Consider the following 15,736-nt stretch of genomic DNA (forward strand, 5'->3'; position numbering starts at 1 on the left):
CCATGGCTGACGATCCCTTTGTCATCGGCGGTACGGCCTTCTCGTCCCGTCTCATCATGGGGACGGGCGGTGCGCCCAGCCTGGAGGTCCTTGAGCGGGCGCTCGTCGCCTCCGGCACGGAGCTGACGACGGTCGCGATGCGGCGGGTGAACCCCGATGTGCACGGTTCGGTGCTGTCGGTGCTGGAGCGGCTCGGCATCCGGGTGCTGCCGAACACGGCGGGCTGCTTCACCGCCGGAGAAGCCGTGCTCACCGCCCGGCTGGCCCGGGAGGCGCTCGGCACCGACCTGGTCAAGCTGGAGGTCATCGCCGACGAGCGCACCCTGCTGCCCGACCCGATCGAGCTGCTGGAGGCGGCCGAGACGCTGGTGGACGACGGGTTCACGGTGCTGCCGTACACCAACGACGACCCGGTGCTGGCACGGAAGCTGGAGGACGCCGGCTGCGCCGCGATCATGCCGCTCGGCTCGCCCATCGGCTCCGGACTCGGCATCCGCAACCCGCACAACTTCCAGCTGATCGTGGAGCACGCGCGCGTGCCGGTGATTCTGGACGCGGGAGCCGGTACGGCGTCGGACGCGGCGCTCGCGATGGAGCTGGGGTGCGCCGGTGTGATGCTCGCCTCGGCGGTGACGCGGGCGCAGGAGCCGGCGCTGATGGCCGCCGCCATGAGGAGCGGGGTGGAGGCGGGGCGGCTGGCTTATCGGGCTGGGCGGATTCCGCGCCGTCACTTCGCGGAGGCGTCCTCTCCGGCGGAGGGCATGGCACGGCTGGACCCCGAGCGCCCCGCCTTCTGATCCCGTACGTGCGACGTGCGTCACAGCTCGGCTGCAGTAGAGCCCCTATCACGACCGAAACGGCGGTTGTGTCAGCGGTGGCTCGTAGACTCACCTGCGTGGATACGACCCTTCAGGACCCGTTGGTCGGGCAGGTGCTCGACGGCCGCTATCGCGTGGACGCGCGGATCGCCGTCGGCGGGATGGCCACGGTCTACCGGGCCGTGGACACCCGGCTCGACCGTGTCCTCGCCCTCAAGGTGATGCACCCCACGCTCGCGGCCGACGGCTCCTTCGTGGAGCGGTTCATCCGCGAGGCGAAGTCCGTGGCGCGGCTGGCTCATCCGAACGTGGTGCAGGTCTTCGACCAGGGGACCGACGGGTCGTACGTCTATCTGGCCATGGAGTACGTCGCGGGCTGCACGCTCCGTGACGTGCTGCGCGAACGCGGGGCGCTCCAGCCGCGCGCCGCGTTCGACATCCTGGAGCCGGTGCTCGCCGCGCTGGGCGCCGCGCACCGCGCCGGTTTCGTGCACCGGGACATGAAGCCGGAGAACGTGCTGATAGGAGACGACGGCCGGGTCAAGGTCGCCGACTTCGGGCTGGTGCGGGCCGTGGACACGGTCACCAACACCACCGGCGCGGTCCTCGGCACGGTTTCCTATCTCGCCCCCGAGCAGATCGAGCACGGCACCACCGACCCGCGCGTCGACGTGTACGCGTGCGGCGTGATGCTCTACGAGATGCTGACGGGCGACCGGCCGCACCAGGGCGACAACCCCGCGATCGTGCTCTACAAGCACCTGCACGAGGACGTACCGCCCCCGTCGGCCGCCGTCCCGGGGCTGGCGTACGAGCTGGACGAGCTGATGGCGTCGGCCACCGCCCGCAACCCCGACATCCGGCCGTACGACGCCGTGGCGCTGCTCGCCCACGCGCGCGAGACCCGCGGCGCGCTCAGCGCGGACCAGTTGGACGCGGTGCCGCCCCAGGCGATCGCGTCCGAGCACCTCAACGCCGACGACCGCACGAGCGTGATCCCGCGTGCGCTGACCCTCCCGGTGAACGAGGACGAGCCCGAGGTCCACCGCACGAGCCGCTTCCAGAGCCCGCCGCCCCTGCCGTCGCGCCGCTCCGCTCCGCCCCGGGGACGGCTGTTCACGATCATCGCGGCCGTCCTGCTGGTCTTCGGCGTGGGCGCCGGTATCTGGTACATCAACTCCGGCCAGTTCACCCGGGTCCCGGCGCTGGTGACGAAGACGGAGGCGCAGGCCCGGGACCGGCTGGAGTCGGCCGGTCTTGAGGTCGGCCAGGTCAAGCACGCCTACAGCGACACCGTGAAGCGCGGTTCGGTCATCAGCACCGAGCCGGAGGTGGGCGACCGGATACGGCAGAACGACTCCGTGACGCTCACGATCTCCGACGGCCCGCAGAACGTGCAGGTGCCCGATGTGGAGGGCTACCGGCTCGACCGGGCGCGGTCCGTGCTGAAGCAGGAAGGGCTGGCACCGGGCATGGTCACCCGGGAGTTCAGCGAGGACGTCGAGGCGGGCTTCGTGATCAGCACCGACCCGGGCTCGGGCACCACCCGGCGCTCCGGCTCCGCGGTCGCGCTCACCGTCAGCAAGGGCAGCCCGGTGGAGGTCGCCGACGTCGCCGGTGCGAGCCTGGAGGACGCAATGGCGGAGCTGGAGGAGGCCGGCCTGAAGGTGCGGGTCGCCGCCGAGCAGGTCACCTCGGAGTTCGACAAGGGCCAGGTCGCCCGCCAGTCCCCGGCCCCCGGCAGCGAGGCCGCCGAGGGCGACACGGTGACGCTGACGCTGTCCAAGGGCCCGGAGATGGTCGAGGTCCCGGACGTGGTCGGCGACAGCGTCGACGACGCCAAGGCCGAACTGGAGGCCGCCGGCTTCCAGGTCGACGAGGACCGCGGTCTGCTCGGGCTCTTCGGCGACACCGTCAAGAAGCAGTCCGTGAAGGGTGGCAAGACGGCTCCCAAGGGGTCGACGATCACCATCCAGATCCGCTGACGGGACCCGCGAACAGAATGACCGGCAAGCAACCGCGCAACCCCGTCGGCGGGCATGTCCCCGTCGCCGGGGGCCTGAACTCCGTAGGCCTGACGTACGCCCGCGACCTCAAGGCCGAGACCGTGCAGGTCTTCGTCGCCAACCCGCGCGGCTGGGCCACGCCCGTCGGAAACCCGCGGCAGGACGAGGAGTTCCGGGCGGCCTGCGCCGCCGAGTCGATCCCGGCGTACGTCCATGCCCCGTATCTGATCAACTTCGGTTCGCACACCGAGGCGACCGCGGAGAGGTCGGTGGAGTCCCTGCGGCACGCGCTGCGGCGCGGGCGGGAGATCGGGGCGCTGGGCGTTGTCGTGCACACGGGCAGCGCGACCGGCGGCCGGGACCGTGCCGTGGCGCTGAAGCAGGTACGCGAGTATTTGCTGCCGCTGCTGGACGAGCTGACCCACGACGACGACCCGTATCTGCTGCTGGAGTCGACGGCGGGCCAGGGTTCCTCGCTCTGCTCCCGCACCTGGGACTTCGGGCCGTACTTCGAGGCACTGGACGCCCATCCGATGCTGGGCGTCTGCCTGGACACCTGCCACATCTTCGCCGCCGGACACGACCTGACCGGGCCGAGCGGTATGCACCAGACGCTCGATCTGCTGGTGGACACGGTCGGCGAGGGCCGGCTGAAGCTGATCCACGCCAATGACTCCAAGGACGTGGTCGGCGCCCACAAGGACCGCCACGAGAACATCGGCGCCGGTCACATCGGCGAGGACCCGTTCCGCGCACTGATGACCCACCCCGCCACCGAGGGCGTCCCGCTGATCATCGAGACGCCCGGCGGCAAGCAGGGGCACGCGGCGGACGTGGAGCGGCTGAAGAAACTCCGCGATTGAGGCGCCGGATCAGTCCTCGGTCTCGAACAGGACGTGCGACGTGTCGACGAGGTGGACCACGAGCACGATCAGGAGACCGTCACTGATGACGTACTCGACTGCCATGGTGTGGGTCAGCGCGAGCGAGCGTGTGTTCTCGTCGCCGGAAATCGCCGCGGAGATCTTGGTGCGGGGATCCTTGGCCAGTATGGCAAGCCCGCGCTGAAGCACCTCAAGGCGGTCGTCCGGAAGACTGTCGCGCACGCGCGCCGCGGCCTCCGAGAAGATCACGTTGAAGACGGCCATCCGGGGCTCCCTGCATGGTTGTCGTAGTAACCGGCAACGAGCTTACCGGCGCGGACGGCACCTCGGCGCCAGTCACGGTCACCGTGGACGCCGGGCTCGACGACGCGCTGTTCTGGTGGGTGCCGGCGATCGCGCCGGCCGTCGCCTTCGTCCTGACGACGCCGGTCAACAAGTGGATGATCGGCCGGGGCAAGGGGCATGCGGTGGTGCACCAGTACCACCACTGACCGGTACGCCGGGAGGACTCAGAGCTCGGGGCCGTCCCCGGGCTCCTCCTGGTAGGAGTACCGCTGCTCTTTCCATGGATCGCCGAGGTTGTGATAGCCGCGCTCCTCCCAGAAGCCACGGCGGTCGGCGGTCATGTACTCCACCCCGCGCACCCATTTGGGGCCCTTCCAGGCGTACAGATGGGGGACGACGAGACGGAGCGGGAAGCCGTGCTCGGCGGTGAGGAGTTCGCCGTCCTTGTGGGTGGCGAAGATCGTGCGCTCGGCGGCGAAGTCCTCGAGGCGCAGGTTGGAGCTGAATCCGTACTCCGCCCACACCATCACATGGGTGACCTCGGGTGCGGGCGGGGCGATCTCGAGGATCGTACGGGCCGGAATCCCGCCCCATTCCGCGCCGAGCATGCTGAACTTCGTCACGCAGTGCAGATCGGCCACGACGGTGGTGTACGGCAGGGCCGTGAACTCCTCATGGGTCCAGGAGTCCTTCTCGCCGTCCGCGGTCGCGCCGAAGACCCTGAACTCCCAGCGCTCGGGCCGGAACTTGGGGACAGGACCGTAGTGCGTGACCGGCCAGCCGCGCTGCACTCGCTGCCCCGGCGGAAGCTCCGGCTGTGCCGTTCCTCCAGATTCGCTCTCCACCGGCTGACCCATGTCTCCATCCTGACAGACCCGAGGCAGTGCGCCTGACCGCCCTCGACCGTACATATCGGACTAAGCATGCCCTTACTTACTAAGTGAAGACTTACTGGACGATCTTCGTCGCCGGTGCAAGGATGCGGCGCAACCTGCCAGTTCCCCGCTTGGAAGGAGCCTCTGCGATGCAGGGCGACCCCGAGGTTCTCGAGTTTCTGAACGAACAGCTCACCGGCGAGCTGACGGCGATCAACCAGTACTGGCTGCACTACCGGATCCAGGACAACAACGGCTGGACCAAGCTCGCCAAGTACACGCGTGAAGAGTCCATCGACGAGATGAAGCACGCGGACAAGATCACCGAGCGCATCCTCATGCTGGACGGCCTGCCCAACTACCAGCGGCTGTTCCATGTGCGGGTCGGCCAGACGGTCACCGAGATGTTCCAGGCCGACCGGCAGGTGGAGGTCGAGGCGATCGACCGCCTCAAGCGAGGTATCGAGGTGATGCGCACCAAGGGCGACATCACGTCCGCGAACATCTTCGAGTCGATCCTCGAGGACGAGGAGCACCACATCGACTATCTGGACACGCAGCTGCAACTCATCGACAAGCTCGGCGAGGCGCTGTACATCGCACAGCAGATCGAGCAGCCCAGCTGAACGCTCCGCGGGAAGGGCCGACAGCCGACTGCGGCGCCGTCGTGGCTGGTCGCGCAGTTCCCCGCGCCCCTTCGGGGCGCTACCCGCTCAGGCCGCTTCGTCCAGCTCAGCGAGGACCGGCTCACCCTGGTCGGCCAGCTCGCGGCGCGGGCAGGAACCCCTGCCCAGCAGTGCCTGGATCCGGCGGACGCACGACCCGCAGTCCGTGCCGGCCTTGCAGGCCGAGGCTATCTGGCGGGGGGTGCAGGCTCCGCCCTCCGCGTGCTTCTTCACCTGCGCCTCGGTCACACCGAAGCAGTTGCAGACGTACACGCGGTTCACCTCCCGACGGGAATTCGTAAGGTCGTGCCGTCCCGATGATCGGTGAGGCTAACCTAACCTTACCCGCCGCACAGGCAGCCCAAAAGTGCTGTAGGGCGTGGATCGTATGTGATCCACGCCCTACTTCATGCCCCTGTAACAGGCGCTACCGTCACTGGTCCCTGTACATCTCGGCGACAAGGAAGGCCAGGTCGAGAGACTGGCTGCGGTTGAGGCGGGGGTCGCAGGCCGTCTCGTAGCGCTGGTGCAGATCGTCGACAAAGATCTCGTCGCCGCCGCCCACGCACTCGGTGACGTCGTCACCGGTGAGCTCGACGTGGATGCCGCCCGGGTGGGTGCCCAGGCCCTTGTGGACCTCGAAGAAGCCCTTGACCTCGTCGAGCACGTCGTCGAAGCGGCGGGTCTTGTGGCCGGAGGCCGCCTCGAAGGTGTTGCCGTGCATCGGGTCGGTCACCCAGGCCACCGTCGCACCCGACGCCGTGACCTTCTCCACCAGCTCCGGCAGCCGGTCGCGGATCTTGTCCGCGCCCATCCGCACGATGAAGGTCAGCCGGCCCGGCTCACGGTCCGGGTCCAGGCGCTCGATGTACTGCAGCGCCTCCTCGGCCGTCGTGGTCGGGCCGAGCTTGATGCCGATCGGGTTGCGGATCCGCGAGGCGAACTCGATGTGCGCGCCGTCGAGCTGCCGGGTGCGCTCACCAACCCACACCATGTGCGCGGAGACGTCGTACAGCTGCCCGGTGCGCGAGTCCACGCGGGTCAGCGCCGACTCGTAGTCCAGCAGCAGCGCCTCGTGCGACGAGTAGAACTCGACCGTCTTGAACTCCTCCGGGTCGGCCCCGCAGGCGTGCATGAAGTTCAGCGCCTGGTCGATCTCGCGCGCCAGCTGTTCATAGCGCTGGCCGGACGGGGACGACTTCACGAAGTCCTGGTTCCAGGCGTGCACCTGGCGCAGATCCGCGTAGCCACCGGTGGTGAAGGCGCGCACCAGGTTGAGCGTGGAGGCGGAGGCGTTGTACATCCGCTTCAGGCGCTCGGGGTCCGGGACGCGGGCGGCCTCGTTGAAGTCGAACCCGTTGACCGAGTCGCCGCGGTACGTCGGCAGGGTCACGCCGCCGCGGGTCTCGGTGTTCTTGGAGCGCGGCTTGGAGTACTGGCCGGCGATGCGGCCGACCTTCACCACGGGCACGGACGCGGCGTACGTCAGCACGGCGCCCATCTGGAGCAGGGTCTTGAGCTTGTTGCGGATCTGGTCCGCGGACACCGCGTCGAAGGCTTCGGCGCAGTCGCCGCCCTGGAGAAGGAACGCCTCTCCCTTGGCGACGGCCGCCATCCGGGCGCGCAGCTGGTCGCACTCGCCCGCGAAGACGAGCGGCGGATACGACTCGAGGTCCGCAACGACTGCGCGCAGAGCCTCAAGGTCGGGGTACTCGGGCTGCTGCGCCGCGGGCAGGTCTCGCCAGGTGTTGCCAGCGCTCGCGCTGGTCTTAGCGTTCACGGTCACGACGTCAACATTACGGGGTGATGTCGTGGTCTCAGGCCGCTGCCCAGAAGATGAGACATCCCGTCCGCCGGGACTTGGGGTAAGGTGCGCCCCATGTTCGCGCACTCGATCCAGAACTGGTGGTGGACCGCTACTCCGGCGGCCCACTGACTGCGCGTACGCACCACTTCGCGAAGGCCGCCCGAGGGGCGGCCTTCGGCGTTTCCGGGACCGGGCCGCTCCTCTCCGTCTGAGACATCAGAGACATCAGAGAAGGAGCACGGACCCATGAACCTGCTCGGCTTGCTGGACGACCCCCGCCCGTTCGCCCTGCTGCGCCGCCGCACCCCGGGCCACGATCACGAGACCGTGGAGGTCATGATCGGCCCGGTCACCGCATACGACCGCCTCGCCGACCTCCCCGACGAGGGCCTGGTCCTGGTCCCCTTTCGCCAGATTCGGGAGCGCGGGTTCGATGTGCGGGACGACGGGACGCCCTTGGCGGTGCTGACGCCCGAGGTGGTATGTGACATTGCACTGGACGAGGCGCTCGCGAGCCTGCCCGCCCACGAGGTGCGCGTCGAGGGCGGCGGCTTCGACGTCGACGACGACGAGTACGCCGAGATCGTCGGCCGCGTGCTGCACCAGGAGATCGGGCAGGGCGAGGGCGCCAACTTCGTCATCCGGCGGACGTACGAGGGTGAGATCCCGGGGTTCGGACGGGCCGACGCGCTGGCGCTGTTCCGGCGGCTCCTGGAGGGGGAACGGGGCGCGTACTGGACGTTCGTCGTCCACACCGGGGACCGCACCTTGGTCGGCGCGAGCCCTGAGGTGCACGTCCGCATGTCCGGCGGCACGGTCGTGATGAACCCGATCAGTGGGACGTACCGCTACCCGGCCGAAGGCCCCACCCCCGAGCATCTGCTGGACTTCCTCGCCGACGGCAAGGAGATCGAGGAGCTGTCGATGGTCGTCGACGAGGAGCTCAAGATGATGTGCACGGTCGGCGACATGGGCGGGGTCGTCGTGGGGCCGCGGCTGAAGGAGATGGCCCATCTCGCCCACACCGAGTACGAGTTGCGCGGCCGGTCCTCGCTGGATGTGCGGGAGGTCCTGAAGGAGACCATGTTCGCGGCAACGGTGACCGGCTCGCCGGTGCAGAACGCCTGCCGGGTCATCGAGCGGCACGAGGTGGGCGGGCGGGGCTACTACGCGGGCGCGCTGGCCCTCCTCGGCAAGGACTCCGGCGGCGCCCAGACCCTGGACTCCCCCATCCTCATCCGCACCGCCGACATCGACGCCGACGGCCGGCTGCGGGTGCCGGTCGGCGCCACGCTCGTACGCGGTTCGGACCCGGCGAGCGAGGTCGCGGAGACCCATGCGAAGGCGGCGGGTGTGCTGACGGCTTTGGGCGTACGTCCGTCCCGGCCGCGTGAGCGGCACGCGCGCGTGCGTCTCGCCGAGGACCCACGCGTGCGTGCCGCGCTCGACGGGCGCCGGGCCTCGCTGGCGCCGTTCTGGCTGCGGATGCAGGAGCGCTCCGACGAGCTCACCGGGCACGCCCTGGTCGTCGACGGGGAGGACACCTTCACGGCGATGCTCGCGCACGTCCTGCGGTCGTCGGGCCTCACCGTCACCGTCCGGCGCTACGACGAGCCGGGACTGCGGGAGGCGGTCCTCGCGCACGAAGGGCCGGTCGTCCTCGGCCCCGGCCCGGGCGACCCGAGCGACCTGGCGGACCCCAAGATGAGCTTCCTGCGTGGCCTCACCGCCGAGGTGCTCCGCACCACCGCGAACGGCCACGGCGTCCTCGGCGTCTGCCTCGGGCACGAGCTGATCGCGGCCGAGCTGGGGCTGGAGATCGTACGGAAGGAAGTGCCGTACCAGGGGGCGCAGACGACGATCGACCTGTTCGGGCGGCCGGAGACGGTCGGCTTCTACAACAGCTTCGTGGCGCGCTGCGACGACGAGGCGTACGCGGAGCTGACCGAGCACGGCATCGAGGTCGGCCGGGCCGCGAACGGCGAGGTGCACGCGTTGCGCGGGCCCGGGTTCGCCTCGACCCAGTTCCATCCCGAGTCGGTGCTCACACTCAACGGCACGGGGATCGTGGCGGAACTGCTCACTTCCGTGGTCGCGCTCGATCAGGCGTAACCGGCGGGCGGTGCCGGGGCCCATACGCCCCGGCACCGAGCGGTCGCTGTCAGCCGAAGAAGACCCCGACCTCCTCGTACAGCTTCGGGTCGACCGTCTTCAGTTTGGCCGTGGCCTCGGCGATCGGGACGCGGACGATGTCCGTGCCGCGCAGCGCGACCATCTTGCCGAAGTCGCCGTCGCGGACGGCCTCGATGGCGTGCAGGCCGAAGCGGGTGGCGAGCCAGCGGTCGAAGGCACTGGGCGTGCCGCCGCGCTGGATGTGCCCGAGGACCGTGGTGCGGGCCTCCTTGCCGGTGCGCTTCTCGATCTCCTTGGCCAGCCACTCGCCGACGCCGGACAGCCGCACATGCCCGAAGGAGTCGAGGGACTGGTCCTTGAGCACCATGTCGCCGTCCTTGGGCATGGCGCCCTCGGCGACGACCACGATCGGGGCGTACGACGCCTTGAAGCGGGACGTCACCCAGGCGCACACCTGGTCGACGTCGAAGCGCTGCTCGGGGATGAGGATGACGTTGGCGCCGCCCGCGAGCCCGGAGTGGATGGCGATCCAGCCGGCGTGCCGGCCCATGACCTCGCAGACCAGGACGCGCATATGGGACTCGGCGGTGGTGTGCAGGCGGTCGATGGCCTCCGTGGCGATGCTGACCGCGGTGTCGAAGCCGAAGGTGTAGTCCGTGGCGGACAGGTCGTTGTCGATGGTCTTCGGGACGCCGATGCACGGCATGCCGTACTCGTCGGACAGCCGCGCGGCAACCCCGAGGGTGTCCTCGCCGCCGATCACGATGAGCGCCTCGACCTCCTGCTTGGCGAGGTTCTCCTTGACGAGGCGGATGCCGTTCTCCTGCTTCAGCGGATTGGTGCGCGAGGAGCCGAGGATGGTGCCGCCGCGGGGCAGGATGCCGCGTACGGCGGGGATGTCCAGACGTACGGTGTCGTTCTCGAGAGGACCGCGCCAGCCGTCCCGGAAGCCGACGAAGTCGTAGTGGTACTCCTGCACGCCCTTGCGGACGATCGCCCGGATGACGGCGTTGAGCCCGGGGCAGTCGCCGCCTCCGGTCAGTACTCCGACCCGCATGGAAATGTCCCTTCGCCGCGGTTGCCTGGTGAGGCAACGCTAATAGTGATCCAGGTCACCAAGGGATGGGTCGGAAGGGCAATTCCGGTGAATCAGCGGGCGGTTGGTTTACTCGTCGTCAAGTCCGCGCTCTATGGCGTACCGCACGAGTTCCACGCGATTGTGCAGCTGGAGCTTGCCGAGGGTGTTCTGCACGTGGTTCTGCACGGTGCGGTGGGAGATGACGAGGCGTTCGGCGATCTGCTTGTAGCTCAGGCCCTTGGCGACCAGCCGCAGTACCTCGGTCTCCCGCTCGGTGAGCTGCGGGGCCTTGGGGTGCTCGGTGTCCGCCGCGGCGGGCACGGGCTCGGAGGCCAGCCGCCGGTACTCGCCGAGGACGAGTCCGGCCAGGCCCGGCGTGAACACCGGGTCGCCGACGGCCGTACGGCGCACCGCGTCGAGCAGTTCCTCGGTCGAGGCCGACTTCAGCAGATAGCCGGTCGCGCCCGACTTCACCGCCTCCAGTACGTCGGCGTGCTCACCGCTCGCGGACAGCACCAGGACGCGCAACGCCGGGTTGTGGCCGACGAGTTCCTTGCAGACCTGGACCCCCGGCTTGGCGGGCAGGTTGAGGTCGAGCACCAGAACGTCCGGCCCGGCGGCCTTGGCCCGTCGTACGGCCTGGTCGCCGTCGCCCGCGGTGGCCACCACGTCGAAGCCGGACTCGCCCAGGTCGCGGGCGACGGCGTCGCGCCACATCGGGTGGTCGTCGACCACCATCACCTTGATCGGGCCCTGCCGCTCGCTCATCGTGTCCCCCCTGGGATCTTCTTCGGCATCTTCAGTTCGACTTCCGTGCCCTGCCCCGGCACCGAGATCAGCTCGGCGCTGCCGCCGAGGTCCCGCAGTCGCCCCCGGATCGACAGGGCGACCCCGAGCCGCCCCTCCCCCTCGGCCTGCGCGAGCCGCCCCTCGGGGATGCCGGGCCCGTCGTCCCGTACGGTCACGACGACCTCGTCGGGCTCGTCCTCGACCAGAATCCAGGCACGGGCGTCGTCCCCCGCATGCTTGCGTACGTTGTCCAGGGCGGCCCCTACGGCGGCGGCCAGCTCCTTCGCCGCGGCCGGCGGCAACGGCACCGGGGCGCCGGGCTCGGCGAGGCTGACCCGGGCGCCCGCGTAGGGGGCGAGCAGTGAACGCAGGTCCACCGGCCCGTCCTCGTCCGGCTCTTCGACCGTTCGTACGACCGCCCCCTCGGCGGCGTCCTCCGACACCCGGGAGACGGGCACCATGCCGCCGGAGACCAGCGTGCGCAGCGCCACCTCCTGCTCGCCCGCCATCCGGCCCAGCTCGGCCGCCTCGCCGCCGAGCACCGAGCCGCGCCGCTGCACCATCGCCAGGACCTGGAGGACGCTGTCGTGGATGTCCCGGGCGAGGCGCTCCCGTTCGCGGGTGGCGGCCTCGATCTCCAGGGCGCGGGCGAGGGTGCGCTCGGAGGCGCGGGCGACCTCGACGACGTAGCCGATGGCGATGGAGGCGACCCAGACGAGGATCACGTTGTGGACGGTGTCGCGGGCGGGGGCGCCGCGGTAGATCAGGTTGGCGACGGCGACCGGCGTGGAGGCGAAGACGGCCCAGCGCCAGCCGCCCTTGATGGCGAACGCGAGCACCGACCCGGCGGTCCATATCGACGGCAGCGTCGAGCCGCCGGCTTCGATCCGCTCGGTGCTGACGGCAAGCCCGGTGAGCAGGATGCCGGTGAGCGCGATGGTGAGGTCCACGGCGAGGAACCGCTTGGTGCAGCTCGCCGCGTTCGCCACCCGGGGCAGGGTCGCGAACGTCCAGACGGACAGCACGGCGTAGTACGCGATGGCCACCCAGGGGCGGGTGAACTCGTGGTAGGACGTGGCGAACAGCCCGATCGCGTACAGAAGCGTCAGAATCCGGTAGCCGGTGAGGGCACGCCACAGCGGCTGCTCGACCGACATCCGCATGACGCGCTCACGCTTGGTCACGTGTCCCCACCCCTTGAGTCCGAAACTGCCCTGCCTAGGACTCGGACTTCTCCTTCTCGGCCCGTTCCTTCTCGGCCTGTGCGAGTGCGGCCTTGGCCGCCTTCTCCGCTTCCTTCTCGGCCTTGGCCGCCTCGGCGATCTGGCGCTTGGCGGCGGTCGCGTAGATGTCGACGTACTCCTGGCCGGAGAGCTTCATGATCTCGTACATGACCTCGTCGGTCACCGCGCGCAGGACGAAGCGGTCGTGCTCCATGCCGCTGTACCGGCTGAAGTCCAGCGGCTTGCCGATGCGGATGCCCGGGCGCATCAGCTTCGGCATCACCTTCCCCGGCGGCTGGATCTTCTCCGTGTCGATCATGGCGACCGGGATGACCGGAGCGCCGGACGCGAGCGCCACGCGCGCGAGGCCGCCGGGCTTGCCCCGGTAGAGGCGGCCGTCGGGCGAGCGCGTGCCCTCCGGGTAGATACCGAACAGCTCACCGCGCTCCAGAACATCGATGCCGCTCTTGATGGCGGCCTCGCCGGCGCCGCGCGCACCGGAGCGGTCCACCGGGAGCTGGCCGACGCCCTTGAAGAAGGCGGCGGTCATCCGGCCCTTGAGCCCGGGGGTCGTGAAGTACTCGGCCTTCGCGATGAAGGTGACCTTGCGGTCGAGGACCGCGGGCAGGAAGAACGAGTCCGAGAACGACAGGTGGTTGCTCGCCAGGATCGCGGGGCCCTCGGCGGGGATGTTCTCCAGGCCTTCCACCCAGGGCCTGAAGGCGACCTTGAGCGGTCCCCCAACAGCGACCTTCATCGTGCCGTACAACAACCGAGTGCCTCCCGTGTCCGTCGATCAGACCTTAACCCGGCGCACTGTCAATGGACCCGACGACCCTGGTCGGTGTCAGTGCGGTCGCGTACGGTGAAGCACACCGCCTTTCTCATGAACGCTCATCGACAGGAGATCCAAGGTGCCGCTCCTCCCTGGAGCCGAGCCGTTCCGCCATGAGGGCGGGGAGGTCGGCGTCCTCCTCTGCCATGGCTTCACCGGCTCGCCGCAGTCGCTGCGTCCCTGGGCGGGGTATCTCGCCGAGCGCGGCCTGACCGTCTCGCTGCCGCTGCTGCCCGGGCACGGCACTCGCTGGGAGGACATGCAGCTCACCGGCTGGCAGGACTGGTACGCGGAGGTGGACCGCGAGCTGCGCGCCCTGCGCGAGCGGTGCACCCAGGTGTTCGTCGCGGGCCTGTCCATGGGCGGCGCGCTGTCGCTGCGGCTGGCCGCCAAGCACGGCGACGCGATCAGCGGTGTCGTGGTCGTCAACCCGGCCAACAAGGTGCACGGCCTCACGGCGTACGCCCTTCCGGTGGCCCGCCATCTCGTCCGTACGACGAAGGGGATCGCCAGCGACATCGCCCTGCCCGGCAGCGCGGAGGTCGGGTACGACAAGGTGCCGCTGCATGCCGCGCACTCCCTGCGCCGGTTCTTCCAGCTGGTCGACGGCGAACTGCCGCAGGTCACCCAGCCGATGCTGCTGCTGCGCAGCCCTCAGGACCATGTCGTGCCGCCCGCCGACTCCGCGCGGATCCTCAGCCGGGTCTCGTCGACGGACGTCCGGGAGATCCTGCTGGAACAGAGCTACCACGTGGCGACGTTGGACCACGATGCGGACCGGATCTTCGCGGAGAGCTTCGCGTTCATCGGCCGGCTCGCACCCAGTCTCGGCAAGGAAGGGACGGCCGCAGGTGGCTGAGCACGACTCCGACCGCGAGGACCGCGAGCCGGACGAGCAGGGCGTGCCCTTCGACGAGGCCGCTGCCTGGGAGGCGATCGTCGCGGGGTACGGCGAGGAGCCGAAGGACCCGCCGGGTGCCAAGCCGTTCAAGTCCGTCGAGGACCTGGCGCTGCTGGAGCCGGAGACCAACGACGAGAGCGCCGAGGAGACCCAGGACTCCACGAAGGGCTCCGCGAAAGGCTCCAAGGACAAGGACGGTGAGGAGGAGGCGGCGAAGCCTGCCGAGCCGCTCGGCAGCTCCGTCTCCTTCGCGCCCGGCGTCGGCCCCCGGGACTACACCACTCCCGAGCCGTCCGAGGACGACTTCGAGGAGGACGACGAGGGCCACTTCGTACCGCCCGAGCCGCCACCGCTCCCGGCCGCCGACGCCACCGCCAAGTTCGCCTGGCTCGGCGTGATCGGCGGGCCGCTCCTGCTGCTGCTCGCGGTCCTCCTCGGCTGGGAGATGACCTGGTGGCTCACCACGCTCGGCATCGGCGGCTTCGTGGGCGGCTTCGCCACGTTGGTGATGCGGATGCGGACGGACGACGAGGACGATGACGATCCCGGGCGGGGCGCGGTCGTTTAGCTTGCGGGGATTCTGAGGGCGGCCAGCACCGGCAGGTGATCTGTGGCCGCCCTCAGGTCTGCGTCGGTGATCCCTGGGTGGCCGAGGGGCACCCCGCAACCCAGCACCTCGATGCCCTTCGTGGCGAAGATGGCGTCGATACGGCGGTGAGGCTCGTCGCGGGTCCAGGTGTGCTCGGCGCCCCAGGGGGCGGTGGTCCGGCAGTCCTGGAGGGTGTCCGCGATGCGGGTGAAGGCGCGGCCTCCTGGGCGCTCGTTGAGGTCGCCGCCCGCGATCGCGTGGTCCACGCCCATGCCGGCGAGACGGTCGAGGAGCATGCCGCTCTGGTCGTACCGCTCGTCCTTCTGGAGGCTCAGGTGGCAGCTGAGGACGCCGATGCGGGCGCCGCCGAAGCGGACGACGGCGGTGGCGAAGCCGCGGCGGTGCTGGCCGGGGGTGAGCGGGAGGAGGACGTCCTCGGTCCGCTCGACGGTGGCACGGAGGTCGCAGAGAATCGCGGGTCCCGCGGCGGTGGCTCCGCCGGTGAGGACGACGAGGTTCGCTGCGCGGGCCAGGCGGGCGAGTTTCTTGCGCCAGCGGAAGAAACGGGGGGCCTCTTGGATCAGGACCAGGTCGGGGGCGCAGGCGGTGATCACGCGGGCGAGGGCGTCGGTGTCGTCTCGCATCGAGCGGATGTTGTAGCTCAGGACGCGGATGAGGGCGGAACCGTCGGGCTCGGTGCGGGAGTTGGGTAGCAGCGCCATGTGGATCAATTTACGCCCAATGGGTCGGGGCGCGAGGCTTGTGCGCGACTGCCGGTTCGTTGTGGCTTGTCGCGCCCACGCGGCGGAGCCGCATGTTGATACAGCCCCGCGCCCCTGAGTAGGCAC

General features: G+C 69.8%; 18 protein-coding genes. 9 read left to right on the forward strand and 9 right to left on the reverse strand.

The features are described 5' to 3' along the window. Positions 1–2: 2 nt before the first annotated feature. The 3 genes from AB0I98_RS33100 to AB0I98_RS33110 all read left to right on the forward strand — a co-directional run bounded on the left by AB0I98_RS33100 (position 3) and on the right by AB0I98_RS33110 (position 3,687). Positions 3–797 (forward strand): thiazole synthase, encoded by a 795-nt coding sequence (locus AB0I98_RS33100; protein ID WP_362948387.1) that lies wholly within the window; start codon positions 3–5, stop codon positions 795–797. Positions 798–895: 98 nt separating this feature from the next. Next, the gene (pknB, locus tag AB0I98_RS33105; protein ID WP_362948389.1) at positions 896–2,803 is read left to right on the forward strand and encodes a Stk1 family PASTA domain-containing Ser/Thr kinase; all 1,908 of its coding nucleotides are present in this window, start codon (positions 896–898) and stop codon (positions 2,801–2,803) included. 17 nt (positions 2,804–2,820) lie between these two features. Further along, a complete protein-coding gene (locus tag AB0I98_RS33110) occupies positions 2,821–3,687 on the forward strand; it encodes a deoxyribonuclease IV (RefSeq protein WP_362948390.1) in 867 nt (288 codons plus the stop codon). Positions 3,688–3,696: 9 nt separating this feature from the next. Here AB0I98_RS33110 and AB0I98_RS33115 read toward each other — a convergent pair whose 3' ends face one another. After that, on the reverse strand, positions 3,697–3,972 hold the full coding sequence (locus AB0I98_RS33115; RefSeq protein ID WP_362948392.1) for a hypothetical protein: 276 nt from the start codon (positions 3,970–3,972) through the stop codon (positions 3,697–3,699). A gap of 14 nt (positions 3,973–3,986) precedes the next feature. On the opposite strand from AB0I98_RS33115, the gene AB0I98_RS33120 reads away from it, so the two are divergent. Then, positions 3,987–4,199: a DUF4396 domain-containing protein gene (locus tag AB0I98_RS33120; RefSeq protein ID WP_362948393.1), complete on the forward strand. Its 213-nt coding sequence runs from the start codon at positions 3,987–3,989 to the stop codon at positions 4,197–4,199. Positions 4,200–4,217: 18 nt separating this feature from the next. Here the strand turns inward: AB0I98_RS33120 and AB0I98_RS33125 are convergent, their stop codons facing one another. Next, a complete protein-coding gene (locus AB0I98_RS33125; RefSeq protein ID WP_362948395.1) occupies positions 4,218–4,850 on the reverse strand; it encodes a sulfite oxidase-like oxidoreductase in 633 nt (210 codons plus the stop codon). Positions 4,851–5,017: 167 nt separating this feature from the next. Here AB0I98_RS33125 and bfr point away from each other — a divergent pair, with 167 nt between their 5' ends. Beyond that, positions 5,018–5,494 carry a bacterioferritin gene (gene bfr / locus AB0I98_RS33130; protein WP_301979280.1) on the forward strand — a complete coding sequence of 159 codons (477 nt, stop codon included), beginning with the start codon at positions 5,018–5,020 and terminating at the stop codon, positions 5,492–5,494. An 87-nt stretch (positions 5,495–5,581) separates the two neighbouring features. Here the strand turns inward: bfr and AB0I98_RS33135 are convergent, their stop codons facing one another. Continuing rightward, positions 5,582–5,806: a (2Fe-2S)-binding protein gene (locus AB0I98_RS33135; RefSeq protein ID WP_362948463.1), complete on the reverse strand. Its 225-nt coding sequence runs from the start codon at positions 5,804–5,806 to the stop codon at positions 5,582–5,584. A gap of 160 nt (positions 5,807–5,966) precedes the next feature. Continuing rightward, positions 5,967–7,319: a class II 3-deoxy-7-phosphoheptulonate synthase gene (locus AB0I98_RS33140; RefSeq protein ID WP_362948397.1), complete on the reverse strand. Its 1,353-nt coding sequence runs from the start codon at positions 7,317–7,319 to the stop codon at positions 5,967–5,969. 93 nt (positions 7,320–7,412) lie between these two features. On the opposite strand from AB0I98_RS33140, the gene AB0I98_RS33145 reads away from it, so the two are divergent. Beyond that, a complete protein-coding gene (locus tag AB0I98_RS33145) occupies positions 7,413–7,469 on the forward strand; it encodes a trp operon leader peptide (RefSeq protein ID WP_362948465.1) in 57 nt (18 codons plus the stop codon). Between the two features lie 117 nt (positions 7,470–7,586). Next, a complete protein-coding gene (locus AB0I98_RS33150) occupies positions 7,587–9,452 on the forward strand; it encodes an anthranilate synthase family protein (protein WP_362948399.1) in 1,866 nt (621 codons plus the stop codon). 49 nt (positions 9,453–9,501) lie between these two features. Here the strand turns inward: AB0I98_RS33150 and AB0I98_RS33155 are convergent, their stop codons facing one another. The 4 genes from AB0I98_RS33155 to AB0I98_RS33170 all read right to left on the reverse strand — a co-directional run bounded on the left by AB0I98_RS33155 (position 9,502) and on the right by AB0I98_RS33170 (position 13,320). Then, positions 9,502–10,530 (reverse strand): 6-phosphofructokinase, encoded by a 1,029-nt coding sequence (locus tag AB0I98_RS33155; protein WP_362948401.1) that lies wholly within the window; start codon positions 10,528–10,530, stop codon positions 9,502–9,504. 108 nt (positions 10,531–10,638) lie between these two features. Then, a complete protein-coding gene (locus tag AB0I98_RS33160; RefSeq protein WP_210576163.1) occupies positions 10,639–11,319 on the reverse strand; it encodes a response regulator transcription factor in 681 nt (226 codons plus the stop codon). Then, entirely contained in the window at positions 11,316–12,524 is a 1,209-nt protein-coding gene (locus AB0I98_RS33165) for a DUF5931 domain-containing protein (protein ID WP_362948402.1), read from the reverse strand. The genes AB0I98_RS33160 and AB0I98_RS33165 overlap by 4 nt, the downstream gene beginning before the upstream one ends. A 34-nt stretch (positions 12,525–12,558) precedes the next feature. After that, the gene (locus AB0I98_RS33170; RefSeq protein WP_362948404.1) at positions 12,559–13,320 is read right to left on the reverse strand and encodes a lysophospholipid acyltransferase family protein; all 762 of its coding nucleotides are present in this window, start codon (positions 13,318–13,320) and stop codon (positions 12,559–12,561) included. A 157-nt stretch (positions 13,321–13,477) separates the two neighbouring features. Here AB0I98_RS33170 and AB0I98_RS33175 point away from each other — a divergent pair, with 157 nt between their 5' ends. Further along, the gene (locus AB0I98_RS33175) at positions 13,478–14,257 is read left to right on the forward strand and encodes an alpha/beta fold hydrolase (protein ID WP_362948406.1); all 780 of its coding nucleotides are present in this window, start codon (positions 13,478–13,480) and stop codon (positions 14,255–14,257) included. Further along, a complete protein-coding gene (locus tag AB0I98_RS33180) occupies positions 14,250–14,867 on the forward strand; it encodes a hypothetical protein (protein ID WP_362948408.1) in 618 nt (205 codons plus the stop codon). The genes AB0I98_RS33175 and AB0I98_RS33180 overlap by 8 nt, the downstream gene beginning before the upstream one ends. Here AB0I98_RS33180 and AB0I98_RS33185 read toward each other — a convergent pair. After that, the gene (locus AB0I98_RS33185) at positions 14,864–15,610 is read right to left on the reverse strand and encodes an endonuclease/exonuclease/phosphatase family protein (protein ID WP_362948409.1); all 747 of its coding nucleotides are present in this window, start codon (positions 15,608–15,610) and stop codon (positions 14,864–14,866) included. The genes AB0I98_RS33180 and AB0I98_RS33185 overlap by 4 nt on opposite strands. Positions 15,611–15,736: the final 126 nt, after the last annotated feature.

It is taken from the genome of Streptomyces sp. NPDC050211, assembly GCF_040656035.1.
Taxonomy (GTDB): Bacteria; Actinomycetota; Actinomycetes; order Streptomycetales; family Streptomycetaceae; genus Streptomyces.

Coding starts and splice junctions, on each gene's coding strand:
- AB0I98_RS33100 (WP_362948387.1), top strand. CDS start 3: ATGGCTGACGATCCCTTTGTCATCGGCGGTACGGCCTTCTCGTCCCGT.
- AB0I98_RS33110 (WP_362948390.1), top strand. CDS start 2,821: ATGACCGGCAAGCAACCGCGCAACCCCGTCGGCGGGCATGTCCCCGTC.
- AB0I98_RS33115 (WP_362948392.1), bottom strand. CDS start 3,972: ATGGCCGTCTTCAACGTGATCTTCTCGGAGGCCGCGGCGCGCGTGCGC.
- AB0I98_RS33120 (WP_362948393.1), top strand. CDS start 3,987: ATGGTTGTCGTAGTAACCGGCAACGAGCTTACCGGCGCGGACGGCACC.
- AB0I98_RS33125 (WP_362948395.1), bottom strand. CDS start 4,850: ATGGGTCAGCCGGTGGAGAGCGAATCTGGAGGAACGGCACAGCCGGAG.
- bfr (WP_301979280.1), top strand. CDS start 5,018: ATGCAGGGCGACCCCGAGGTTCTCGAGTTTCTGAACGAACAGCTCACC.
- AB0I98_RS33150 (WP_362948399.1), top strand. CDS start 7,587: ATGAACCTGCTCGGCTTGCTGGACGACCCCCGCCCGTTCGCCCTGCTG.
- AB0I98_RS33155 (WP_362948401.1), bottom strand. CDS start 10,530: ATGCGGGTCGGAGTACTGACCGGAGGCGGCGACTGCCCCGGGCTCAAC.
- AB0I98_RS33160 (WP_210576163.1), bottom strand. CDS start 11,319: ATGAGCGAGCGGCAGGGCCCGATCAAGGTGATGGTGGTCGACGACCAC.
- AB0I98_RS33170 (WP_362948404.1), bottom strand. CDS start 13,320: ATGAAGGTCGCTGTTGGGGGACCGCTCAAGGTCGCCTTCAGGCCCTGG.
- AB0I98_RS33185 (WP_362948409.1), bottom strand. CDS start 15,610: ATGGCGCTGCTACCCAACTCCCGCACCGAGCCCGACGGTTCCGCCCTC.